The following is a 23,900-nucleotide window of genomic DNA, read 5'->3' on the forward strand; positions in this document are numbered from 1 at the left end:
TTGTGACTATTTTAGAACAAGCAGCGCAGGTACTTCATGAGGAAGCACGTGCTATTGAGGAATTAAGTTCTCGTTTGGATCACAATTTTGTAAATGCTGTAAATATGATTTTGGCTTGTAAGGGTCGTGTAGTATGTACTGGTATGGGAAAATCTGGTCATATTGGTCGCAAAATTGCGGCTACTTTGGCTAGTACTGGTACACCGGCACTTTTCATGCATCCTGGTGAAGGTGTGCATGGCGATCTTGGTATGATTACAGAAGATGATGTAGTATTAGCTTTTTCCAATAGTGGTGAAACAGGCGAAATCATCAGTATCTTACCATCCTTACGTCGCATAGGTGCAAAATTAATTTGTGTTGTAGGTAAACCAGAATCTACATTAGCTAAGAATTCTGATATTGTATTGCTTGCTGAAGTAGAACGTGAAGCTTGTCCATTAGGGTTAGCGCCTACTACAAGTACTACTGTTGCTTTAGCATTAGGTGATGCCTTAGCAGTATGCTTATTAGAACGACATCACTTTACACCTGAAAACTTTGCTGTATTCCATCCAGGTGGTTCTCTTGGTCGCAAATTATTGTTGACCGTAGAAAATATTATGCATGGTGGTGAAGATAATCCTACGGTATTTAAAGGTGCAACAGTGCGAGATGCACTCTTTGTAATGACCGAAAAAGGTTTAGGTGCTACTAATGTTATTGATGAAGAAGGTCACTTATTAGGCCTTGTTACCGATGGTGATGTGCGTCGCGGATTAGATTCTGGTAGTAATTTCCTAGAATGGCCTGTAGAGGATATGATGACCTCTATGCCTCGTACGATTACAAAGGACAAATTAGCGGCTGAAGCTCTTCATTTAATGGAGAAAAATCAACCACGCCCTATTACGGTGTTACCAGTTGTAGATACAGATAATAAATGTCTAGGCATTGTTCATATTACGGATTTATTGCGTAGAGGCATTGTATAATGAATATTCAATGGATTGTTCTTGATGTTGATGGCGTGCTATCTGATGGTACTCTAATCTATACATCAAGTGGGGAAGAGCTTAAGTCTTTCTCTGTAAAAGATGGTCTAGGATTAACGGCAGCTCGAAAAGTAGGTCTTAAGCTTGCCATCATCACAGCACGGATATCTCCTATGGTTGAGCGACGTGCTAAGGAACTTCATTTTGATGCATTGCTTATGGGGCATGCGAATAAGACAGAAGCATTAAGAACCCTTTGTAAAGAGCATCAAATCAATTTAGAAGAGATTGCTTACATGGGGGATGACCTAAATGATTTAGGGGCACTCCAAATCGTAGGTTTACCAATGGCACCAAATAATGCGGTACCAGAGGTCAAAGAATTAGCTAAATTTATATCTACTGTCAATGGAGGCCATGGTGCTGTTAGAGAGGCTGTAGAATATATCTTGAAAAATCAAGGTTTATGGGAAACTGTTGTAGCAGACTATGCACGAGAGGCCCATGCTCATGGACAATAAAGGAGGTGGGCAGAATGAATAACGAATGGCAATACCATTTAGTTAAAGGCATTAGCTGGCTCGTTTGCCGACTGCCGTATAAGCTCATTTTGCTCATAGGCGCTAGTTTAGGACCAGTATATGGTCTCATAGCGAAGAAGCAAAAACTTAGAGGTATAAAAAACATAAAAATTGGCATGAACATGAATGATCAAGAGGCAGAACAATTAATTGAAAAGTTATTTAAAAATCTTGGCCGTAGTGTTATGGAAGTATTGTACATGCCAAACCTTACAAAATCCTTTATCGATAAACATATTGAAATGCGTGGTGTCGAATATTTAGAAGAAGCCATCGCAGAAGATAAAGGCGTTATTGTTCTTACTGGACATGTAGGCAATTGGGAATGGATGGGCGCTGCTATGGCGGCTCATGGATATCCATCTACCACAATTGTTAAAAAACAACCGAATGCTCAATTTACACGTCTCATGAATGAGTATCGTGAGATGGTGGGACTTGATGTATTTGCTAGTGGTGGCAATGAAATCGTTTCCGCTGCAAAGGCTTTAAAGAAGAAAAAACTGCTTGGCTTCTTAGCTGACCAAGATGGATATATACATGGTTTACCAGTTCCGTTTTTAGGTCAAGACTCCTCAGCGGTTATTGGGCCAGCTACATTTGCGAAAAAATTTGGTTCTCCCGTAGTTCCCATTTTTGCATCTCGCAAGGCTGAAGGTGGGCATATTGTTCACATTTTACCAGCATTGCATTATATTGACACTGGCGATGAAGATGCAGATATGTATCGCCTAACTGAGGAATGTGTACGCGTTACTGAAGACTTTATTCGCCAGCATCCAGATGAATGGCTTTGGTTCCAACATCGCTGGATGACTAAGATGGATCAAATTATTGATTATGATAAGAAGATAGCTGCACGGGAGAGGGCACATGAAAAATAATAAAAAATTAATTGCCATAGTGGCCGTTATAGTGTTGGCTCTAATTGGTCTTATCGTATATATTATGAAAGACTCTGGTGATGTGGGTACCACTCAAAATCAGAATGGTCAACTCGTTAATTTCCAAGGTGCTGACCTACAAGAGGAAAAGGATGGCAAATTAGTGTGGGCCTTATCAGCTGAAAAGATTGAATATGACCCACGGACAAAGGCCATCGTTTTGACTAATTTGAAGGGTCTTTTCTATCAAGATGATGTGACCACTACTATTACAGCTCCTCATGCTGTATTGACGGGGGACCGCAATTCTCTTGATATCGACCAAGGCGTTACAGCTACCAATACAGAAGGTGCAGAATTTAAAACAGAAGCCCTTCACTTTGATAACAAAACGAAAACGTTGACATCTAAGACGGCTTTTACTTATAACAGTAAGGATGTAACTATTACAGGCGATAAGCTTGAAGGTAATATGGCTTTGAAAATTATTAAAGCCATTGGCAACGCAAAATTAACGAAGAAGTAATTGAGGGGAAATATGATGAATAAGAAAAAACAGATTGGTATGGCTATTTTGGCTGTACTCATGACAGCATCTGTTACAGCTTGGGCTGCAAATGACCCATTGACTATTAGCGCTGATACGTTGTCTTATGATGGCAATACAGGTCGTGCTGATGCAACCGGTAATGTTGTTATTACTCAAGCTGATAAAACTATGACTGGTGCCAATGGTTGGTACAACACAAAAACTCAAGAAGCAAGTCTTGAAGGTGGTGTATCTTTGATTGGTTCTGATATGGCTATGTCTGCACAATCAGTGCACAGCTACAATAATAATAAATTTACTGCTAATGGCGGTGTTCATTTACAACGTAGTGATCGTCAAATTTTTGGCGATAAAGTTGAATATAATACAGATACAGAATATGGCCTTGTATCTGGCAACGCTCGTTTAATTGCAGAAGGTACTACATTAACAGGTAATCAAGTAGAAGGTTGGCTAAAAGAAATTCGCGCAGTAGCACAAGGGGATGTGACATTCTCTAATCCAGAACGAAATGTATCTGGTTCTGCAGAACGAGCTACCTATACACAAACACCAAATCAAAATGATGGAGTTGTACTCTTATCTGGCTCTGCTCATGCTGTTCAAAACGGTAATGTACTTAATGCACCAGAGCTTAAGATTCGCCTTGCTGATGATTCTGCTGAAACATTAGGTGGTCGTAGTACGCTTATCATTGTTCCAAATCAATAAGGATTAAATATGTATATAGAAACCAAAAACTTAGTCAAAACCTTTAACGGGCGCAACGTAGTAGACGGGGTTAGTCTACGCGTTGATAAGGGGCAAGTCGTTGGGCTCCTAGGTCCTAATGGGGCAGGGAAAACTACATCATTCTATATGATTGTTGGCATTGAACGACCTAGTTCAGGTATCATTACCGTTGATGGCAAGGATATTACGAATATTCCAATGTATAAACGCGCTGCTGAAGGTATTGGGTATCTTCCGCAAGAAGCATCAATTTTTCGCTCTATGACTGTTGAGGATAATATTCGAGCAATGTTACAGACAACATCGAAGAAATCTGATGAAATTGAAGCTATAGTGGAATCCCTCATTGAAGAATTTCATATTGGTCATGTTCGGGATCGTATGGGGATGCAGCTATCTGGTGGTGAACGCCGTCGTGTAGAAATCGCTCGTTGTCTTGCGTTAGAACCGAATTTTATTCTTCTCGATGAACCTTTTGCTGGCGTCGACCCTATCGCGGTTGCTGACATTCAACAAATCATTTTACATGTAAAAAATCGCGGTATTGGTATCTTGATTACAGATCACAATGTGCGTGAAACATTGGGGATTGTAGATAAGGCTTATATTTTAAGTAGTGGTAAGATCCTCCTAGAAGGCACCCCTGAAGAAATTGCAAACGACCCAATCGCTCGTGAGCATTACTTAGGGGATAACTTTAGATTATAGGAGGGGACTATGAGATTATTAGATAAATATATATTAAAAGCCTTTGTAGGTCCGTTCCTATTTGGGGTATTTGCTTTTACCAGTATTTTTATTGGCACAGGCACATTGTTTAGAATTGCTCAATATATTACTGAATATGGGGCACCGCTAGTGCTTGTTATGAAAGCTTTTGTGTTGGCCTTGCCAAGTATTGTTATCTTAACATTCCCGATGTCAGTATTATTGGCTTCTCTTATGACCTTTAGTCGTTTGAGTAGTACTAGTGAGATTGTTGTTATGCGTGCCGGTGGTCTTAGCTTTTTACGCTTAGCGATGCCTGTATACATTATTGCCCTTATCATCTCAATTGGGGCTGTCGCATTTAATGAATTTGTTGTACCACGTACAAATAATATGTATCAAACGATTGTGCGCGAGCAGATTATGAAAAATGCGTCTCCTCAAACACAAAATCATATCGTTTTGAAAACAATGAATGGTAATGATTTAGGTACATTGATGTATGCTAAGAGCTATAATGCTGAAACTAAACAGTTATCTATGATTACGGTGCAACAGTTTGGAGAAGGTGGAAAACTACAACAAGTTGAAAATGCGGATACTGCTATCTGGAATGGTCAATATTGGGTGATGCAAAATGGTATCATTTATGATATTTCCGCTGGCGATGGTGTAGAACGTACAATGAAGTTCAAGGAGCAATCCTTGCCAATTAAGTCTGCACCAAAGGATATTCAACAAGATCAACGTAAACCAGAAGAATTAACAATCAAAGAATTACGTCATCAAATTAAAGCGTATAAGGCGGCTTATACGAATGCCAATAAACTAGAAATGGAAATGTATCAACGTTTTACAATTCCATTAGCTAGCTTTGTATTTGCTCTTGTAGGTGCTCCATTAGGTCTTCAAAAGCAACGTTCTAGCTCATCGATTGGTTTTGGTATCAGTATTTTAATCATCTTTATTTATTATGGTGTGATGACATTTGCTGGTGCATTAGGTAAAGGTGGTGCATTGCCAACCGTATTTGCTGCATTAATTCCAGATACATTAGGCATTATTGCTGGCCTATACTTAAATTGGCGTGTATCTAAGTAACCTGATATATAAATAAATTTGATTTAAGAAATAGCATATTTTCGCATCCAATAATTGTGTAATCTTATGAAAGGAGGGACTCGATGTTAGTAGGTGTTAAAATATTAGTTATTATCGCCCTTATGGGTGGACTTATTGCCTACATGGGGGATAAGTTAGGCACCAAAGTTGGTAAGCGTCGCATGTCCCTCTTTGGATTAAGGCCTAAGCATACATCGATTATTGTTACTATCGTAACGGGATTGTTAGTTGCTGCTGCTACAGTAGGTGTATTAACTATTACATCTCAAAGCGTACGAACAGCGCTCTTTGGGATGGATCAGTTACGAGCAGATATGAAGCAACTTAATGATGAGGTAGCTGCTAAGACGCAAGAGCTTATTCGAGGACAAGCATTGCTTGAGCAAAATAAGCAAGAATTAGCAGAACGAATGGCTGAAATAGAGCAAATTCGTAAAGAGGTTGATGCAACTAAGGCTGAGTTGGCTAGTGCACAAGCGGCTAAAGATGCGACTGAAGCTGAGTTAGCTACACTTCAAGCTTCATATGATGAAGTATCTAAAAAATTAGCTGATTTAGAGGCTACAAGAGCCAAGATGGAAGCTCATATTAAGGATTTACAGACAACGCAGGAACAGTTGCAAAATGGCATTATTCATTTGCGTGAAGGTACAATTCTTTTCCAAGTTGATCAATTATTGGCTCAAGCTGTTGTTCGACCTGGTTTAAGTGAAGAAGATAGCCATGTAGCCATCAAAAATATTATTGATGATACAAATAAATTGGTATTACGTCGTCTTGGTATAGAAGATCAAGGTCAGGCTGTTGTGTATGTAGATCGTCAAAATATTGAGGTAGCTACACAAAAGCTTAATAGTGCAAAGACTCCAATGGTGGTTCAAGTGGTTGCTGCTGGAAATATTATTGCTGGTGAACCAGCGGTAGCAGTTATTCAAGTTTACCCACAACAATTTATTTATAAAAATGGAGAAGTAATCTATTCTGCTGTAATGGATGGTGGCCCTAACGCTCAATCTGCTATGCTTCAATTCTTAAAGCAAGTAAATGAAAAGGCAAGAGAGAAAGGGATTATTCCGGATTCCTTATCTGGTGATATCGGAACGATACCAGGGGATGATTTGTTTACTGCTATTCGTCGTATTGCTACAATGCATGGCAAGGTTCATGTGGAAGCGTATGTTGATGGTGATACATATTCATCTGGTCCTGTACATCTTAAATTACGTATTACTCAAATGCCTGTTTTTAATGATAAGGCTAAAATGCCAGCTTATTAAATTGAATAGTATTTTGGTTTATATACTTTAAACGAAGGTCTTATGTAAATTTTTACATAAGACCTTCGTTTTGTGTTAAAATATAAATGCTGTATTAGAAATGAGGATAGTAATATGACTGATACTACGTACATTTTGGCTGTAGATCCAGGCAATGAAAAAACAGGTGTAGCAATTGTAACACCTTCTGGTACTATGGTATGTCGTAAAATTATTATGACAAAACAGTTCAATGGTGAAATTGAACGTATATTAACTGAATATTATGGTGTTGTTCATATGGTATGTGGAAATGGTACAAATCATAAATATTTATATCCATCTCTCCAACAAATTGGACGAAATCACAGAATTACTACTAGTTTAATTGATGAATCGCATAGTACTGAGGAGGCTCGAAAATTATATTGGCAATATAATTCACCTACAGGGTGGCGTAAGATTATCCCTACGTCTATGCAATTTCCACCAGAGCCTGTAGATGATTTGACTGCTTTTGTTATTGGTTTACGTTATACAAAACAGTTAAACCAAACTGCTAATGATATACAAAATAATATGATGGACTCTAGTGAGTTGGAAGAAAAGAGACTACATGCTATGGAGCAGTTGTACGGTAAAGGAGAAGTGCATGAAAAATGAAGCTTCAACGCATAAGTGGTCAAATTTTATTATGCGTTGCTTAATGATGATCTTAGGGGCTCTAATTTATACTATAGGCTTAGATTTATTTTTAGTACCGAATAGTATCATCGATGGTGGTGTAGTTGGTATTTCCTTGATGGCTGCAGAGCTTTCAGGAATTTCTTTTAGTATTTTCGTCGTACTCTTTAACTTGCCTTTCTTATATATTGGCTATAGAGCTAACGGCAAAAACTTTACTTTCTCTACACTATTTTCTATCGTATGGATGGCAATTTTCTCTACCTTTGCTCATGATTTTACACCTATCACAACAGATCCATTCTTAGGTTCTATCTTTGGTGGTATCATTTTAGGTATTGGGGTAGGCCTCATTATACGTAATGGTGGTTCTTTAGATGGCTCTGAAATTGTGGCAATCATCTTTGATAGACGTTCCACCTTCTCCGTTGGTGAAATCGTAATGGCCATGAATCTCATTATTCTCGGTGCCGCAGGTTTTGTATATAGTTGGAATAGTGCTATGTATTCCTTAATCGCTTATTTTATTGCTTATAAGATGATCGATATTACAATTACAGGCCTTGATGAATCTAAAGGGGTAATGATTATTACAGATGCAGAGAACTCTAAGAATCTTGCAGATGCATTAAATGCGAACCTCAATCGTGGTGTTACAATTATGTATGGTGAAGGGGGCTATTTAAAGCAACCTAAGCATGTTTTATATTCTGTAGTAACAAGACTTGAAATTATGAGGTTAAAAAATACTGTTTATGAAGTAGATCCATCGGCATTTATTACTATTCAAGATGTACATGATGTATTCGGTGGTAGATTTACAAAAAATGGTCATTAAGGGGTTAATATGAGTAATAAAATAGTAAAAGAAATATTAGATTGGATTTATGCTATTGTACTAGCGTTGATTATTGCTATGGTTATCCATATTTTCTTGATTCAACCAACACGTGTATCTGGTGAATCAATGGAGGATACATTACACAATGGTCAATATTTAATCGTAACGAAGTGGCATCATATTATGAATGAAATGCCAAATTATGGACAAATTGTAATCATTGATAGTCGTGTTAATCGTGCACGTACTTGGTTAGATGATGTTGAAGAACCATTGATGAACTATGCGTCGGTATTTAATAAAGCGGCACAAACAAATGATGTTTGGGTAAAACGCGTGATTGGCCTTCCTGGTGATGTATTGGAATTTAAAGATGGTCATGTATGGCGAAATGGTGAACAATTACAAGAACCATATACTAAAGATACAATAATGAATTATACACGATCTACACCTGTTACAGTTCCTGAAGGGCATGTATTTGTGATGGGAGATAACCGAAATCATTCTAGTGATAGTCGGTTCATTGGTCCTGTTCCCATTGATCACGTCCTAGGTTTTGTATCCTATGCAATTTAATGCTTCTAAAAGCCTCTCTATAGTAGTAATTACTGTAGAGAGGCTTTTTGTATTTAAATAAGGGGGTATTTATAGCTTAATATTATTAATGACATATTTAAGCGAAAATATATGATGAATGGCATTAATAAGGTTATTACTAATAGAAATTAGAAAGACAAAATAAAGATATTAATAATAGAAAAGTGGAATATAATTATATTTTAGTTTAATATATTAGTGTTATATATTAAATAATGTAAAATTTATTATTTTTAGTAATTAAAAGTTATAGATTTATCATCTAAAACACATGAATTTTAGATAAATAAAATGAAATTGTGCAAAATTTAATTTTGAGAAATACAGGAGAAATCTATGTTTATAGGTTTATTTTTATTCATGAAAGATATTTCATCAAATTTAGTTGTATAAAATGCTTTACAAAAAATTTGGACGGTGATATATTCTAATCACAGTAAGGCACCACTAATAAAGAGGTGAGGCTGTGATAGATAATATAGTCGAGGAAACGTGGACACTCCTAATATATCTTTCATAGTTATACCACTTATACAGTGAATGTCTTCTGTTACTATAAATTCTTATTTATAAGAAAGAAGGAATTCATTATGAAAAAACAATTCGCAACAATTTTTGCAGCAACAGCAGTATTAGGTGTAACAACAGCATTCGCTGCTAACCCATTCTCCGATGTAACTCCAGATAGCTGGGCATACCAAGCTGTATCCCAACTAGCACAATCTGGTATCGTTAATGGTTACCCAGATGGTACTTTCAAAGGCCAAAATAACATCACTCGTTATGAAATGGCTCAAATGGTAGCTAAAGCAATGGCTAACCAAGATCGCGCTAATGCAGAACAACAAGCTATGATTAACCGCTTGGCAGATGAGTTCTCCAATGAGTTGAACAGCTTGGGCGTACGCGTATCTCGTTTGGAAGATCGCGTAGGTAATGTAAAAGTAACTGGTGATGCCCGTATCCGTTACCAAGGCTCTGAAGATAAAGGCGTTTACAAAGCTAACAGCAAATCCTTAACAGATGGCCGTGCACGTGTTCAATTCAACGGTAAAGTTAATGATAAAACAGAAGCTGTTGTTCGTGTAAAAGGTAATTACGAATTCGGTGATTCTACAAAAGGTGCTGATGCAACAATTGATCGTGCTTATGTAGATCACAAATTTGGTAATAGAGTATCTGCTAAAGGTGGTCGTTTCCAACAAACAATTGGTGGCGGTTTAATGTACGATGATACATTTGATGGTGCTCAATTGAACGTAGGTAATGACAAAGTTCAAGTACAAGGTGCTTATGGTTACATGATGGCCGGTGCTGCTGATGGTAACTCCAAATCCGATAACCCTTCCGTAGCTTATGTAGGTGTTAAAGGTAAAGTTGGTCAAGAATCCACAGTTGGTGGTTTCTACTCTAAATTATCTAGCGGTAACTTGAACCATAACGGTTCCACAGTAAGCTCTGATGGCCAAGACGTATACGGCTTCAATGCAGACTTCCGTAAAGATAAAGTTTGGGTTGGTGGTGAATGGTTAAAAGCTTCCAACGTAAATGATTCCCAAGCTTGGACAGCTGGTGTTGGTTATGGTAACTACGACATCGCTAAAAAAGGTACATGGGATGTGAAAGGTCAATACTTCAACCAAAAAGCTAACGCTCCAATCGTAAGCTCCACTTGGGACCAAGCATATGACTTAACAAATACATCTAATGGTTACAAAGGTTACATGGCTAGCGTAAACTACGCAGTACAAGATAACGTAGGCTTATCTGCTGGTTATGGTTTCAACTCTAAAGACCAAAAAGGTAACGATCTTTCCGATTTCTACCGTGCAGAATTAAATTACAAATTCTAATTCCCTCACAAACAAAAAAAGACTTCTTCGGAAGTCTTTTTTTGTTGCATATAAATCGGTAATATTTTCTTTTGTATATAATAGTATATATATAGTAAAATAAATCTATATATAGTGAACGTTAAAAATTAATTTGATTAGTATATATATAGATCTATCACACAATATATTGTATGAGGTGTTTATGAACCATTTATGCATAAAATGGGTATATACTAATTAATAATAGTATCATTAATTAGTAAAACTTAATAATATATATGATAATAAATCTCATTTGGTATGAAAAAAGATAAATTTGATTTTTTTAGTGAAAAAAAATAGACCTTATAAAACCAGATAAAATCTGAATTTTGGGTCATTTTAAATTATAAAATTTTTATAATGAGAATGAAATTGAGAAAAAAGGGTTTACACGAAAATTAGGTTGTGCTAATATCACCCTACAAGAAGTAACAAACACATGAAACGAAGAACTTCGATGTAGAATGTGGCGAGGAAACGTGGACACTCCCAAAAATTCTTAATCTGAAGAACAGAGTAGAATGTGAATGTTATGACTTGTAACATTTAATATTTCTATTTTTTTCAGAAAGAAGGAATTCAACTATGAAAAAACAATTCGCAGCAATTTTCGCAGCAACAGCAGTTTTGGGTGTAACTACTGCATTCGCAGCTAACCCATTCTCCGATGTAACTCCAGATTCTTGGGCATACCAAGCAGTTTCCCAATTGGCAAACGCTGGTATCGTTAATGGTTACCCAGATGGCACTTTCAAAGGCCAAAACAACATCACTCGTTACGAAATGGCTCAAATGGTAGCTAAAGCTATGGCTAACCAAGACCGCGCTAACGCTGAACAACAAGCTATGATCAACCGTTTGGCTGATGAATTCTCCAACGAATTGAACAACTTGGGCGTTCGTGTAGCTCGCTTGGAAGACCGCGTAGGTAACGTAAAAGTTACTGGTGATGCTCGTCTTCGTTACCAAGATGCTGAACATGCTAAATCCAAATTCGACGCTCGTGCTCGTGTACAATTCAATGCAAAAGTAAACGATCGCACTGACGCAGTTGTTCGTTTGACTTCTGGTAACTTCGAATTGGGTAACTCCCAAAACGGTGGTAACTCCAATGCTACAATCGATCGCGCTTATGTAAACCATAAATTCGGCGAACGCGTATCCTTGAAAGCTGGTCGTTTCGGCCAAATTATCGGTGGCGGTTTAGCATTTGACGGTACTTTCGACGGTGCTCAATTGAACGCTGGTAACGACAAAATTATGGCTCAAGCAGCTTACGGTTACATGGTATCCGGCGAAGCAGCTGGCTTAACTAAAGACCAAAACGTAACTAACACTTACCTTGGCTTAAAAGGTAAAGTAGGTAAACACACTATGGTTGGTGGTTTCTACGATCGTGTAAACCAAGATAGCACTAATGGTTACAAAAATATCTACGGCTTCAACGCTGATGCTAACTTCGACAAAGTTTGGGTTGGTGGCGAATGGTTGAAAGACTCCCACGTTGATGAATCTCAAGCTTGGACTGCAGGTCTTGGCTTTGGCGACTACAACATCGCTAAAAAAGGTTCTTGGGATGTTAAAGGCCAATACTTCAACGCTAAAGCTAACGCTCCTATCGTTGATACTACTTACAACCACCTTTACACTACAAATGCTAAAGGTTGGATGGCTTCCGTTAACTATGCATTGCAAAACAACGTTGGCTTGTCCGCTAACTACGGTTTCGACTGGAAAACTCAAGACGGTGCTGATCTTAACGACTTCTACCGTGCAGACCTTAACTACAAATTCTAATTTGATAGTTAACCATATAAAAGGGACTCCTTCGGGAGTCTCTTTTTTTATGAATAATCTATAGATTCCTATAACAAATTGATATAGAATGCCTTTTATTATGCAATTTTGATAATTAAAGATCAACTTATATACAAATAATACTTATCTTTTATTTTGTGATTTATAAGCTCTGTTACTGGGAGAAGTAAAATATTTTTGATAGAGGATTACTGTATATTTCTATCTATATAAGTATTATAAATGGTATAATAAAGAGTATTAGATTTTCTTGTGAAGGAGGTAAGAATGAATCCTTCTTTTTCTCATATAAAAATGGTAGCCATCGATTGTGATGAGACGTTAGTTCGAAGTGATAATACAGTTTCTGCGTATACAGTTGATGTATTGCATCGCTTGCAGCAGAAGGGAATTGGTATAACAATTGCAACTGGACGCATGTATCAAACGGCAAAACCAATTGGATTAGCATTACAACTTGGTAATGTTCCTATGATACTGTTCTCTGGTGGTTTAATCCAGGAGTTAGAAACGGGATATAAGCTATTTGAACAAACTGTTCCTATAGATGTCGTATATCGTGTTTTTCAACTCGGTCAACAATATAGTTGGCATATACAATCGTACGTAGATGATCATTTACTGTGTCATCATAAAAATTGGCAATCCGATCATTATGAACAGCAAACAGGGGCTGTAGCTGAGTTTTTAGGTGATACAATTTATACACTTTCTTCAGAACCCAATAAGCTCATTGCTATCGATACAGAAGAAGGAATCGATAGAATTATTGATATCTTGACCCCATTAGTTGGTAATCAAGTTACATTAGTGCGTAGTCAACGAGATTTCCTCGAAATCACTGCACCGAATGTATCAAAAGGGCGTGCATTAGCTCAATTAGCTTTAGATAATAATCTTAGTCTTGAAAATATAGTTTCCTTTGGAAATGCAGAGAACGATATTTCTATGTTAAGTGAAACGGGATATTCGGTAGCTGTTTCAAATGCAACAGAACATGTAAAATCTGTGGCTAATGAAGTATGTGGTCATCATAATGAAGATGGTGTAGCTCACTGGATAGAAAAGAATCTTTTATAATGGAGTAAAACTATGGAAGCATTTCGTTTATTAATTGTTACAGGCATGTCTGGTGCCGGCAAAACTCAGGTTCTACAAGCATTAGAGGATATGGGCTATCTATGTATTGATAATATTCCTCCTATACTGATTCCTAAGCTAAGTGAAATTTGTCGACAAGGTGGAGAACGTACAAACCGTGTAGCTTTAGTTGTAGATATTCGCGGTGGTGAATTCTTTGAAGCCCTTTCATCATCTCTTGAAACATTAAGAGAAATGAAGGTAGATTATGAAATTGTCTTTATGGATGCTACAGATGAGACGTTAATTAGACGATATAAAGAAAGTCGTCGCAGCCATCCACTGGCTCCAGATGGGATGATCACTACAGGTTTGAAAGAAGAACGTCAGATATTAAATTCTGTACGACATAAAGCAGACTTCATTATTGATACAACGAATATGAAAACTGCGAGCCTCAAAGAGTATTTAAAAACTCGATTCACTCAAGTTGACGAAGGACATGGCATGTCTATTACAGTTGTAAGCTTTGGCTTTAAATATGGATTACCATTGGATGCGGATATGGTTTGGGATGTTCGATTTTTACCAAACCCATTCTACATTCCAGATTTCCGTCATAAAACAGGTCGTGTGAAAGCTGTAAATGAATATATTCATTCTTTTGAAGTTACAGAGGAATTTAAAAAGCGTTATTTTGATACCATTGATTTTCTTGTGCCTAATTATGAACAAGAAGGGAAGTCTCAATTTATCGTTGCTGTAGGCTGTACAGGTGGTATGCATCGATCTGTGGCTATGGCAGAAGCATTATATTCGCATCTATTAGAAAACGGCTATCGCGTTTCTGTAGAACATCGAGATATGATGAAAAATAATGTAGAAGAAGATTATAATCCTCATGAAATTAAAACATTTGGTAACTAGATAGGGGTTCATATGTTGCGAAAAAGATGGTTTCGGTGGCTTATTCCGGGCCTAAATATAAAACGTTGGCTTGCCCTATTTAGTTGTGGTGTAGGTCTTTTAATCATAGGCATTTCATTGATATTTAATTATCAATGGCTTGCCGTTCTTGAAGATATTGTATTAGCCTTTTCTTATAATATGACGGGCTTTTACAATTATAATGTGCTCATTGCTGTAGGCGCTGTTGTACTATCGATTGGCGCTGTGTTAATGTTAATCGGTACGAGTAAGGTTATTAAAACGATTATTCGTGCTGTATTACCTAATCCTGATAGTAAGGTGTCAGATATTATTTTCCAAAATATACGCCTCGATAAAGGTCCTAAAATCGTTGTTATCGGCGGTGGTACAGGATTGTCTAATCTATTGCGTGGATTGAAAACACACACATCTAATTTATCAGCTATTGTTACAGTAGCTGACGATGGTGGTTCATCAGGTCGTTTACGGGAAGATTTTAAAATGATTGCCCCTGGTGACTTACGAAACTGCTTGGTCGCATTAGCAGAACAAGAAGGGGTTATGGAAAATCTTTTCCGCTACCGCTTTGAAGGGGAAAATGAGCTATCTGGACATAGTTTTGGCAATCTCTTTATTACAGCACTTGCTCAAGTATACGATGGCGATGTGGAGGAAGCACTTGAAGCAGCTAGTAAATTACTACGTGTACGAGGTCGTGTAATTCCTTCATCTACAGAGTTTATTAAATTGGTAGCAGAGATGACCGATGGTACCATTGTAGAAGGTGAAAGTAATATTCCAAACGCTGGTAAAACCATTCGTCATATGTATAGCGAACCTGCGCAACCAAAGCCGGAAGGTGCTGCATTACGTGCTATCGATGAAGCCGATGTCATCATTTTTGGACCTGGTAGCTTATATACAAGTATCATTCCAAACTTGTTAACTGATAAAATTGCATCTCATATATGTGCTAGTAAGGCAAATAAGATTTATATTGCTAATGTTATGACTCAACCTGGTGAAACATCGGGCTATACACTTAGTGATCATGTGGAGGCTCTCATCGCTCATGGTGGGGAAGGCATCGTAGATACTGTACTGGCAAACGATGGGCCACTACCAATTCAAATGGTAGAACAATATAGTGCAGTAGGCTCTGAGCCTGTGGCATTAGATACTAAGAAACTACAAGCTAAAGGGATTCGCACGATTCGGGCTACTTTAATTAGTTCGAAAAAGCCAGCTGTTCATGATCCAGAACGGTTAGGTAAAGTAATTATGGATATTGTTCATGCCATGCAATCGGATACTGAACCACATATCTTAGAGTATTATCTCCAACGAGATGATCATTAATGAGAAGGGATACCTATGTCATTTGCTGAAGATGTAAAAAATGAATTATGCCAATATGAATCCTCTAGTGATGCAGATGTGGCCATGAAAATTGAAGCGTCTTGCTTATTGCGCATGGGTGGATCTATCATTCTGGGGATGAAGGGCGCTGTTGGTATTAGATTAGCTACTGCAAATAATGCAGTAGCTCGTCGCTTGTTAGGCATTTTAAAGAAACAATATGAATTGCCTACCAATGTATTAGTACGACAAGGGCTTAACTTGCGTAAGAAAAATATGTATACCCTATCTGTGGAGCCATCCATAGAAGGGCGACAGGCTTTAGAAGATCTTGCTTTATGGCCTGTAACTGAACAAATCCCTCGTAGTTGGCTTAAATCTATGGAGGCACGACGTGCCTTTTTACGAGGTGCCTTTTTAGGTGGTGGCTCTGTTAATAAGCCACAAAGTGATTATCATCTTGAGTTTATGACCGGCAATGAGAATTTTGCAAAGGAAATTATCCACGTATTGCGGCTCTTTCACATTCATGCAGGATTGACGGAGCGTAAAGAAGAATATGTGGTATACCTTAAAGAAGGGGACGCGGTAACGAATTGCTTACAGATTATGGGTGCTCAATCAGCCTTGATGGAGTTTGAAAATGTGCGCATTATGAAGACTGTGCGAAATCAAATCAATCGACAAGTAAACTGTGAGACCGCCAATTTACAAAAGGTTGTAGATGCTGCAGTACGTCAGGTAAAAGCAATTCGAATCATCGATAGAGAAATTGGTATTGATGCATTGCCTGACAAGTTGAGGATTGTAGCCAGATTGAGATGGGACAATCCAGAAGCGAGTCTGAAAGAACTTGAAGAATTGATGGATGGCGAATTATCTAAGTCGGGTATTGGACATCGTTTAAAGAAAATTGAAGCATTAGCACTTACGTATGACCCTATGGGGCTTGAAGAAATATAGAGGTATTAATATATGTTTTCTTATAAATCAAAATATTGTGTAGCTGCGGCCATGGCCGCCATGGCTGCGCTTACAGGCCATGTAGAGGCTCGTGATATAGATTTACAATCAATTGGATATTTTCAGTTTTCTCCGTTGCCACCAAGTTTGGTGTCTCAAACGGATACATTGCTACTATCAGATAGCCCTGAATATGTAGGACCAGTAGGTGGTACACTTAGTGCAGGTACAATTAATGGAAATGGTCGTATCTATTTTTACCATGTAAATGAAATGGATCAGCCTCATAAGATTGCTATCGTATTGGAGAATCAATCGGCGTATCCCAATACTGTTCATGTGATGAGACAGTTGAAATCTGTGGCCACACCAGATTATTTCGCTGCTGGTCGTGATTTATCCCGGAAGGACTTAGAGCATCCTTTAGATGAAAGTCCCAATGCGAGACCTTTATATTCGCTAAGTATTCCGCCACAAGGGCGCCAATTAATCTTTAGTGATTTGGAAAATACACCAGTATATCAAGATGCATTATTTACCGGTATCGTAGATATTAAAACAGAGGCACCAATCTTTGCTCGTGTTATGATGTTGCCTATGGGGATGGATGCTGTAGATGCATCTCATTGGGCGAAAAATTTGCCTATTGATGAAATTCAGTTGCGTGGTACCTATACTGGGTCTAAGCGTAATATGGAGGTTACTACACCATTTGATACTACATTAGGTGGTGCTTTTGTAGAAATCGGTAATGACCGTGAAGATATGTTTATCAATGGTGTAGACGAAATGCAAAATAAAGCATTTGTTCGTGACCGTGGTAACTATGGTGTTTCATATACTTTAAAAATTCCTACAAAAGGTAATGAACCATTTAGATTGTATTTTAACCCTCTTGGTGGTCCCTATTCTGGTTCCTTTACGGTGAAAGCATTACACCAACAAGGTGCTCGTCGCGGTCAAACAGATACACGAACCTATCATATTGGTGGTGCCGATGGTATCTCTGCACTTGGGGATGGAACTATTTTAGATAGTCGCATCATGGGCAATTATAATGCAGGGGATTTATTAACCTTGAATTTTATGCCTGCTGGGGCATCTAATTTGCCGATTCGATTCTTATTGATTCCTGAATCTCTTGCAAATCCACAAAAACATCAGACTATTGCGGTCAATGTACCAAAAGATGTAACTGACTCTTTAGGGCACCCAACTCAAAGTGGTACACAAATCCCTGTAGGTCCTATAAACGGTAAAGATACAAATAAGGGCACTGTAGATAGTTCTAAATCGACTATGACTCCTGCTAAACAGGCAGAAACAATTGCTCATGAAGAAACAAAAAAATTGAGTGATAAAGCTGCAGCAGATGCTAAAAAAGAGGCACAACTCAAAAAAGCAAAAGATGCAGAAGAAGCATTAGCGCGTAAGAAGGCTGAAGAAGCTCGTATAGCAGCAGAAAAGGCCGAATTGGCGCGTAAAGCAGCAGAAGCAAAACATGCTGAAGTGGAGCGCAAACTAGCAGAGAAAGCTGAGGCGGATCGCAAAGCTGCTGAATTGAAGGCGGCTCAAGAAGCACAAGCTGCAAAAGAAAAAGCTGCATTAGAAGCTAAAAAAGCTGAAGAAATGCGTCAAGCAGAAGAAGCTAAACGACTAGAAGCTGAAAGAAAAGCTGAGCTTGATCGAAAGGTAGCTGAAGCTCGTAAGGCCGAAGAAGAACGTAAAGCTGAAATGGCGCGTATTGAAGCTGCTAGAAAGGCGGAAGCCGATCGTTTAGAAGCAGCACGTAAAGCGGAGGAAGCTCGTGTAGCGGCCGAAGCAAAACGTCTTGAAGAAGAACGTAGAATTGAAGCGGCTCGTATTGAAGCAGCACGAAAGGCAGAAGAAGCTAGACAAGCCGCTGAAGCTAAGGCTCGTTTTGAAGCACAACGGGCAGCAGAAAAGGCAGCATTAGAGGCAAAAAAAGCTGAAGAAGAACGCTTAGCAGCTGAAGCGAAAGCGCGGTTAGAAGCACAGCGAAAAGCAGAACAAGAAGCATTAGAAGCACGCCGCGCAGAAGAAGCACGTAAAGCCGCAGAGGCGAAAGCGGCATTAGAAGCACAACGGGCAGCTGAACAGGCTGCGTTAGAAGCGAAACGTCAAGAAGATGCTCGTAAAGCGGCAGAAGCAAAAGCAGCCTTAGAAGCACAACGTATTGAAGCGGCAAGAAAAGCTGAAGAAGCACGTCGTGCAGAAGAAGCGAGAAAGGCTGAGGAGGCAAGAATCGAAGCGGCCCGTAAAGCAGAGGAAGCTCGTGTTGCAGCAGAGGCTAAACGTGCAGAAGAAGCGCGTAAGGCTGAAGAAGCTCGAATTGAAGCGGCTCGTAAAGCTGAACAAGCTCGTTTGGCAGAAGAAGCACGAAAAGCAGAAGAAGCACGTCGTTTAGAAGCTGCTAGACTTGAGGCACAACGCAAGGCTGAACAAGAACGTCTCGAAGCGGCCCGTAAAGCCGAAGAAGCTCGCGTTGCTGCTGAAGCAAAACGTCAGGAAGAATTACGTAAGGCCGAGGAAGCTCGAATCGCAGCTGAAGCAAAACGGGCAGAAGAACTTCGTAAGGCTGAGGAAGCTCGAATCGCAGCCGAAGCGAAACGTGCAGAAGAAGCTCGTAGAGCAGAGGAAGCTCGTCGCATAGAAGAAGCTAGACGAGCAGAAGAAGCGCGTAAAGCCGAAGAAGCTCGTATAGCTGCTGAGGCACATAAGGCTGAACAAGCTAGATTGGCTGCAGAACGAGCAGAAGCCGAACGTCAAGCAGCAGAGGCAAAACGTATTGCTGAAGAACGCTACCAAGCTCATTTAGAAGCGGAACACAAAGCAGAAGAAGCTCGTCAACAGGCACTTGCACAAGCTGAAGTGGAACGTAAAGCAAAAGAACGAGCTGAAGCAATTCAACGTGTCAAAGAACAGCAAGAAAATGCTCGTCGTCGTGCAGAGCTTGCACGTCAACAAATTGAGGCAGAACGTAAGGCTGCCCAAGCAGCTAAGACAGGACCTTCCTTCAGTGAACTTGATGACGTCCACGAAGATACTCCTTCCGTAACGATTCCGAATGCTGTATCTATTGATGAATTGACTAAACCAAGACCGACTGCATCTCAAAATACACGTCGTCGTGATCAACGTCAACCTCAACAAAATCAACAATATGCACAACAAAATCCAATGACTAATGGTCAACAAGATCAAGCACCTTATGGTTCACAGCAAGATCAACAAAATGATGATCAAAATCCACCAAGATTGTATCCTATGAATCGATAATTCATAATCATAATAATAAAAGCTATTAATGTCTAATTATAGATTTTGGGGATTCGGATAATGATGTAAGTATAGAGAGGACAAGCCACTTTACTGGGCTTGTCCTCTTTTTAAAATACTTATGAACTTTCGCTTTTACATTGACTTTCAAGGGCAGATTCAGTACAATAAATAAAGAAAATGCACCTATGGTACGAGAGACCATTGCATAGTACAAAACCTTTTAATTTAGTCCAGAGAGGCTGAGAAAGGAATATAGTTGAAGCGCCCCCATAAGGGCTTCTTTGTGCAAACTATTTGACCTTTTGCCCTGGGCAAAAGGTCTTTTTTGTTACGTGAGTTAGGAGGAAATCATGGGACAAGTTAGCCTAAAAGGCAAACATTTATTGGGTTTGCAAAATGTGTCACCTGAAGAAATCAAATTGATTTTGAATGTGGCAAAGAAAATGAAGAAAATCGTTCTTTCTGATGATAAGAAGGTTCCACTTTTAAAGGGGAAATCCATTATTAACCTTTTTATGGAGCCTAGTACTCGTACCCGTAGTTCCTTTGAATTGGCCGGTAAATATTTAGGGGCTGACGTTATTAATCTTTCTCCAAGCGGTTCTTCCATGGGGAAAGGTGAAAGCTTCCGCGATACCTTGCTAACTATGTCCTATATGGGCACAGATGCTATCGTAATGCGTCATAGTGCAGAAGGGGCTCCTCTATACGCCACAAAAGCAGTAGATCCTATCATTATCAATGCTGGTGATGGTGCTCATGAACATCCAACACAAGCTTTGTTAGATATGTATTCCATCTTAGAGAAAAAAGAATCTATTGAAGGCTTAAAAATTGTTATCTTAGGCGATATTATGCATAGCCGTGTAGCAAGATCTAATATTTATGGCCTTACTAAAATGGGTGCTAAAGTACATTTGGCTGGTCCTCGTACTATGGTATATCCAGAGCTCGAAAAATTAGGTGTTACCGTACACCACGATATTCGTGAAGCAGTGGCTGATGCAGATGTGGTTAACGTACTTCGCATTCAATTAGAACGTATTCATTCTGCGTTGTATCCTACAAATAGAGAATATGCACGTATCTTTGGTATTAACAATGATGTATTGAAATTGGCTAAAGATGATGTGATGGTAATGCATCCAGGTCCTATGAACCGCGGCCTTGAAATTGCACCAGATGTAGCATATTCTGATCAATCCGTAATTCAAGAACAGGTACGTAATGGCGTAGCTGTACGTATGGCTGTATTGTACTTAACTATTATCGGAGGTGACGGTAGTGAGCTTGCTTATTAAAAATGGTACGGTAGTTAATCCGGCAAAAAAACAAAACGAAGTAGCAGACGTTCTCGTAAAAGATGGTAAAATTGCAGCCATCGGTCAAAACTTGAGTGCTGAAGGCGCTGAAGTATATGATGCAACAGGTCTTATCGTAGCACCTGGTCTTATCGATATTCACACACATTTGCGTGAACCAGGCCAAGAAGCTAAAGAAGATTTCCACTCTGGTACACAAGCGGCTGCTGCTGGTGGTTTCACACGTGTAGTCACTATGGCTAATACAAACCCAGTTGTAGATAATGCTGCACTTGTAAGAGGTTTACAAAAACAGGCTGAACTCACTGGCGTTGTGAAAGTAGAATTTATTGGTGCTGTATCCAAAGGCCTAGAAGGTAAGGAACTTGCTGAAATGGGCGATATGGCTGAAGCTGGTGTAGTAGCTTTCTCCGATGATGGCCATTATGTAGAAAATGCTGCATTTATGCGTCGTGCCTTAGAATACTCCTCCATGTTTAATAAAATGGTTATCGACCATGCAGAAGATATTACATTGACTAAAAATGGTCATATGCATGAAGGTATCGTTTCCTATGAACTAGGTGTTATTGGTCGTCCTGCAGTAGCTGAAGATTTAGCGGTTGCTCGTGATATTTTGTTATCTGAAATGACAGGCGGTCACATTCATATTGCACACGTAAGTAGTAAAAATACAGTGGACATGGTTCGTCGCGCAAAAGCAAAAGGTCTTAATGTAACATGTGAAGTTACAAGCCAACATTTATCTTTCACAGATGAATATTTACGCGAATACAATCCAGCGTTTAAAATGGCTCCTCCAATTCGCTCCGAAGATCATCGTCAAGCATTATTAGAAGGCTTGAAAGATGGCACAATCGATGCAATTATTACAGACCATGCACCGCATGCATATGAAGAAAAAGACCATGAGTTCTGCTGTGCTCCTAATGGTTTCAGTGGTCTCGAAACATCTTTAGCAGCGGTTATTACCAATGCGTATGGTCCAGATAAACTCAGCATTGACCAAGTTGTGTACTATATGAGTACACGTCCAGCTGAATTAATGCGTCTTGATGCAGGTGTTCTTGAAGTTGGTAAACCAGCAGATATTACTGTATTCTCTACAACTGAAGAATGGACAGTAGATCGAAATAAATTCTATACAAAAGGCAAAGTCAGCCCATTTGATGGTATGACTGTTACAGGTAAGGCCAAACTCACAGTAGTTGATGGCAAAGTAGTTATGAAGGAGGGCGTAGTCTTATAATGAAAGGCAAGTTAGTTCTTGAAGATGGTTCCGTGTTTGAAGGTTCCTTATTAGGTGGCGCTCCAACAGTAGGCGAAGTTGTATTTAACACAGGTATGACAGGGTATCAAGAAATCTTGACTGATCCATCCTATGCGGATCAAATTATTACATTAACATATCCTTTGATCGGTAATTATGGTACATTGAATGCTATTACTCAAGGCCCTAAACCATATTGTAAAGGCTTTATCGTAGGAGAACTGTGTGATTTCCCATCTAACTGGCAAAATGAAGGCTTATTTAGCGAGTATCTTCGTTTACACGGCATCCCTTGCCTTTATGATGTAGATACACGTGCTATTACACGTGTACTTCGTAACCATGGCGTAATGAAAGGCGTACTTGTACGTTCTGATTACCCTATGGAAGATATTCAAAAATTATTTAAACAAGACTTGCCAACAGATCAAGTTATGCGTGTAACTACAAAATGGCAAGGTATGCGTGGCGATAAAAATGCAGAGTTCCATGTAGCTGTAATGGACTATGGTGTAAAGGAAAATATCCTTCGCTCTTTAGAAGCAGCTGGTTGTCGTCTAACAGTATTCCCTGCAGATGCTAAGGCTGAAGATGTATTGGCAGCAAATCCAGATGGTGTATTCTTATCTAACGGCCCTGGAGATCCTCAAGATCTTGGCTATGCTGTAGAAGAAGTAAAGAAATTATTCGGTAAAAAGCCTATCTTCGGCATTTGCATGGGCCATCAAGTATTGGCTCAAGCCTATGGTGGTACAACATTTAAATTAAAATTTGGTCACCGGGGCTCTAACCATCCAGTACAAGATTTACGTACAGGCCGCGTATATATTACATCTCAAAATCATGGCTATGCAGTAGATGATACTTCCTTGCCAGACTTTGTAGAAATTACACATCGCAGTGTAAATGATGGTACTGTAGAAGGTATGCGTCATAAAGAATTACCTATCTTCTCTGTACAATATCATCCAGAAGCATCCCCAGGACCTACTGATAATCTATATTTATTTGACGAATTTGAAGACTTAATGAGAAAGGGAAAATAA

Annotated in this window: 21 protein-coding genes; all 21 read left to right on the forward strand. The window is 39.0% G+C overall.

Annotated features, from left to right (window positions below):
* Positions 1-2 precede the first annotated feature (2 nt).
* On the forward strand, positions 3-974 hold the full coding sequence (locus tag VRHSUH10_RS09210) for an SIS domain-containing protein (RefSeq protein ID WP_060924938.1): 972 nt from the start codon (positions 3-5) through the stop codon (positions 972-974).
* Complete coding sequence (locus VRHSUH10_RS09215) at positions 974-1,495, forward strand: HAD family hydrolase (RefSeq protein ID WP_105086193.1); 522 nt, start codon at positions 974-976, stop codon at positions 1,493-1,495. The genes VRHSUH10_RS09210 and VRHSUH10_RS09215 overlap by 1 nt, the downstream gene beginning before the upstream one ends.
* A 14-nt stretch (positions 1,496-1,509) precedes the next feature.
* On the forward strand, positions 1,510-2,439 hold the full coding sequence (locus tag VRHSUH10_RS09220; RefSeq protein WP_105086194.1) for a lysophospholipid acyltransferase family protein: 930 nt from the start codon (positions 1,510-1,512) through the stop codon (positions 2,437-2,439).
* On the forward strand, positions 2,429-2,965 hold the full coding sequence (lptC, locus tag VRHSUH10_RS09225) for an LPS export ABC transporter periplasmic protein LptC (RefSeq protein ID WP_105086195.1): 537 nt from the start codon (positions 2,429-2,431) through the stop codon (positions 2,963-2,965). Before VRHSUH10_RS09220 ends, lptC begins: the two co-directional genes overlap by 11 nt.
* A gap of 12 nt (positions 2,966-2,977) precedes the next feature.
* Positions 2,978-3,700, forward strand: a complete 723-nt coding sequence (locus VRHSUH10_RS09230; RefSeq protein ID WP_105086196.1) for an LptA/OstA family protein — start codon at positions 2,978-2,980, stop codon at positions 3,698-3,700.
* A gap of 9 nt (positions 3,701-3,709) precedes the next feature.
* Positions 3,710-4,429 carry an LPS export ABC transporter ATP-binding protein gene (gene lptB, locus VRHSUH10_RS09235; RefSeq protein WP_105086197.1) on the forward strand — a complete coding sequence of 240 codons (720 nt, stop codon included), beginning with the start codon at positions 3,710-3,712 and terminating at the stop codon, positions 4,427-4,429.
* Positions 4,430-4,438: 9 nt separating this feature from the next.
* Positions 4,439-5,530, forward strand: coding sequence for an LptF/LptG family permease (locus VRHSUH10_RS09240; RefSeq protein WP_105086198.1), 1,092 nt, complete (start codon positions 4,439-4,441; stop codon positions 5,528-5,530).
* 83 nt (positions 5,531-5,613) lie between these two features.
* On the forward strand, positions 5,614-6,828 hold the full coding sequence (locus tag VRHSUH10_RS09245) for a DUF3084 domain-containing protein (RefSeq protein ID WP_105086199.1): 1,215 nt from the start codon (positions 5,614-5,616) through the stop codon (positions 6,826-6,828).
* A gap of 114 nt (positions 6,829-6,942) precedes the next feature.
* Positions 6,943-7,470, forward strand: coding sequence for a hypothetical protein (locus VRHSUH10_RS09250; protein ID WP_105086200.1), 528 nt, complete (start codon positions 6,943-6,945; stop codon positions 7,468-7,470).
* A complete protein-coding gene (locus VRHSUH10_RS09255) occupies positions 7,460-8,329 on the forward strand; it encodes a YitT family protein (protein ID WP_105090307.1) in 870 nt (289 codons plus the stop codon). The genes VRHSUH10_RS09250 and VRHSUH10_RS09255 overlap by 11 nt, the downstream gene beginning before the upstream one ends.
* A gap of 9 nt (positions 8,330-8,338) precedes the next feature.
* The gene (lepB, locus tag VRHSUH10_RS09260) at positions 8,339-8,911 is read left to right on the forward strand and encodes a signal peptidase I (protein WP_105090308.1); all 573 of its coding nucleotides are present in this window, start codon (positions 8,339-8,341) and stop codon (positions 8,909-8,911) included.
* A 611-nt stretch (positions 8,912-9,522) separates the two neighbouring features.
* Complete coding sequence (locus tag VRHSUH10_RS09265; protein WP_105090309.1) at positions 9,523-10,785, forward strand: S-layer homology domain-containing protein; 1,263 nt, start codon at positions 9,523-9,525, stop codon at positions 10,783-10,785.
* A 609-nt stretch (positions 10,786-11,394) separates the two neighbouring features.
* On the forward strand, positions 11,395-12,606 hold the full coding sequence (locus VRHSUH10_RS09270) for a putative porin (protein WP_105090310.1): 1,212 nt from the start codon (positions 11,395-11,397) through the stop codon (positions 12,604-12,606).
* A gap of 288 nt (positions 12,607-12,894) precedes the next feature.
* Entirely contained in the window at positions 12,895-13,707 is an 813-nt protein-coding gene (locus tag VRHSUH10_RS09275) for a Cof-type HAD-IIB family hydrolase (protein WP_105086204.1), read from the forward strand.
* Positions 13,708-13,719: 12 nt separating this feature from the next.
* On the forward strand, positions 13,720-14,634 hold the full coding sequence (gene rapZ, locus VRHSUH10_RS09280) for an RNase adapter RapZ (protein ID WP_105086205.1): 915 nt from the start codon (positions 13,720-13,722) through the stop codon (positions 14,632-14,634).
* Positions 14,635-14,646: 12 nt separating this feature from the next.
* Complete coding sequence (gene yvcK / locus VRHSUH10_RS09285; RefSeq protein ID WP_105090311.1) at positions 14,647-15,996, forward strand: gluconeogenesis factor YvcK family protein; 1,350 nt, start codon at positions 14,647-14,649, stop codon at positions 15,994-15,996.
* Positions 15,997-16,011: 15 nt separating this feature from the next.
* Positions 16,012-16,959: a DNA-binding protein WhiA gene (whiA, locus tag VRHSUH10_RS09290; RefSeq protein WP_105086207.1), complete on the forward strand. Its 948-nt coding sequence runs from the start codon at positions 16,012-16,014 to the stop codon at positions 16,957-16,959.
* Positions 16,960-16,971: 12 nt separating this feature from the next.
* Positions 16,972-20,259 carry an ATPase gene (locus VRHSUH10_RS09295; protein WP_105090312.1) on the forward strand — a complete coding sequence of 1,096 codons (3,288 nt, stop codon included), beginning with the start codon at positions 16,972-16,974 and terminating at the stop codon, positions 20,257-20,259.
* Positions 20,260-20,612: 353 nt separating this feature from the next.
* Entirely contained in the window at positions 20,613-21,563 is a 951-nt protein-coding gene (locus VRHSUH10_RS09300; RefSeq protein ID WP_105090313.1) for an aspartate carbamoyltransferase catalytic subunit, read from the forward strand.
* On the forward strand, positions 21,547-22,833 hold the full coding sequence (locus tag VRHSUH10_RS09305) for a dihydroorotase (RefSeq protein WP_039969456.1): 1,287 nt from the start codon (positions 21,547-21,549) through the stop codon (positions 22,831-22,833). Before VRHSUH10_RS09300 ends, VRHSUH10_RS09305 begins: the two co-directional genes overlap by 17 nt.
* Positions 22,833-23,900 carry a glutamine-hydrolyzing carbamoyl-phosphate synthase small subunit gene (gene carA, locus VRHSUH10_RS09310; protein WP_005387324.1) on the forward strand — a complete coding sequence of 356 codons (1,068 nt, stop codon included), beginning with the start codon at positions 22,833-22,835 and terminating at the stop codon, positions 23,898-23,900. Before VRHSUH10_RS09305 ends, carA begins: the two co-directional genes overlap by 1 nt.

Origin of the sequence: Veillonella sp. T11011-6 (genome assembly GCF_002959755.1) — a bacterium.
Classification (GTDB): domain Bacteria; phylum Bacillota; class Negativicutes; order Veillonellales; family Veillonellaceae; genus Veillonella.

Coding starts and splice junctions, on each gene's coding strand:
- VRHSUH10_RS09240 (WP_105086198.1), top strand. CDS start 4,439: ATGAGATTATTAGATAAATATATATTAAAAGCCTTTGTAGGTCCGTTC.
- lepB (WP_105090308.1), top strand. CDS start 8,339: ATGAGTAATAAAATAGTAAAAGAAATATTAGATTGGATTTATGCTATT.
- VRHSUH10_RS09220 (WP_105086194.1), top strand. CDS start 1,510: ATGAATAACGAATGGCAATACCATTTAGTTAAAGGCATTAGCTGGCTC.
- VRHSUH10_RS09245 (WP_105086199.1), top strand. CDS start 5,614: ATGTTAGTAGGTGTTAAAATATTAGTTATTATCGCCCTTATGGGTGGA.
- VRHSUH10_RS09295 (WP_105090312.1), top strand. CDS start 16,972: ATGTTTTCTTATAAATCAAAATATTGTGTAGCTGCGGCCATGGCCGCC.
- whiA (WP_105086207.1), top strand. CDS start 16,012: ATGTCATTTGCTGAAGATGTAAAAAATGAATTATGCCAATATGAATCC.
- rapZ (WP_105086205.1), top strand. CDS start 13,720: ATGGAAGCATTTCGTTTATTAATTGTTACAGGCATGTCTGGTGCCGGC.
- VRHSUH10_RS09265 (WP_105090309.1), top strand. CDS start 9,523: ATGAAAAAACAATTCGCAACAATTTTTGCAGCAACAGCAGTATTAGGT.
- VRHSUH10_RS09230 (WP_105086196.1), top strand. CDS start 2,978: ATGATGAATAAGAAAAAACAGATTGGTATGGCTATTTTGGCTGTACTC.
- VRHSUH10_RS09255 (WP_105090307.1), top strand. CDS start 7,460: ATGAAAAATGAAGCTTCAACGCATAAGTGGTCAAATTTTATTATGCGT.
- VRHSUH10_RS09300 (WP_105090313.1), top strand. CDS start 20,613: ATGGGACAAGTTAGCCTAAAAGGCAAACATTTATTGGGTTTGCAAAAT.
- yvcK (WP_105090311.1), top strand. CDS start 14,647: ATGTTGCGAAAAAGATGGTTTCGGTGGCTTATTCCGGGCCTAAATATA.
- VRHSUH10_RS09215 (WP_105086193.1), top strand. CDS start 974: ATGAATATTCAATGGATTGTTCTTGATGTTGATGGCGTGCTATCTGAT.
- lptB (WP_105086197.1), top strand. CDS start 3,710: ATGTATATAGAAACCAAAAACTTAGTCAAAACCTTTAACGGGCGCAAC.
- carA (WP_005387324.1), top strand. CDS start 22,833: ATGAAAGGCAAGTTAGTTCTTGAAGATGGTTCCGTGTTTGAAGGTTCC.
- VRHSUH10_RS09275 (WP_105086204.1), top strand. CDS start 12,895: ATGAATCCTTCTTTTTCTCATATAAAAATGGTAGCCATCGATTGTGAT.
- VRHSUH10_RS09250 (WP_105086200.1), top strand. CDS start 6,943: ATGACTGATACTACGTACATTTTGGCTGTAGATCCAGGCAATGAAAAA.
- VRHSUH10_RS09270 (WP_105090310.1), top strand. CDS start 11,395: ATGAAAAAACAATTCGCAGCAATTTTCGCAGCAACAGCAGTTTTGGGT.
- lptC (WP_105086195.1), top strand. CDS start 2,429: ATGAAAAATAATAAAAAATTAATTGCCATAGTGGCCGTTATAGTGTTG.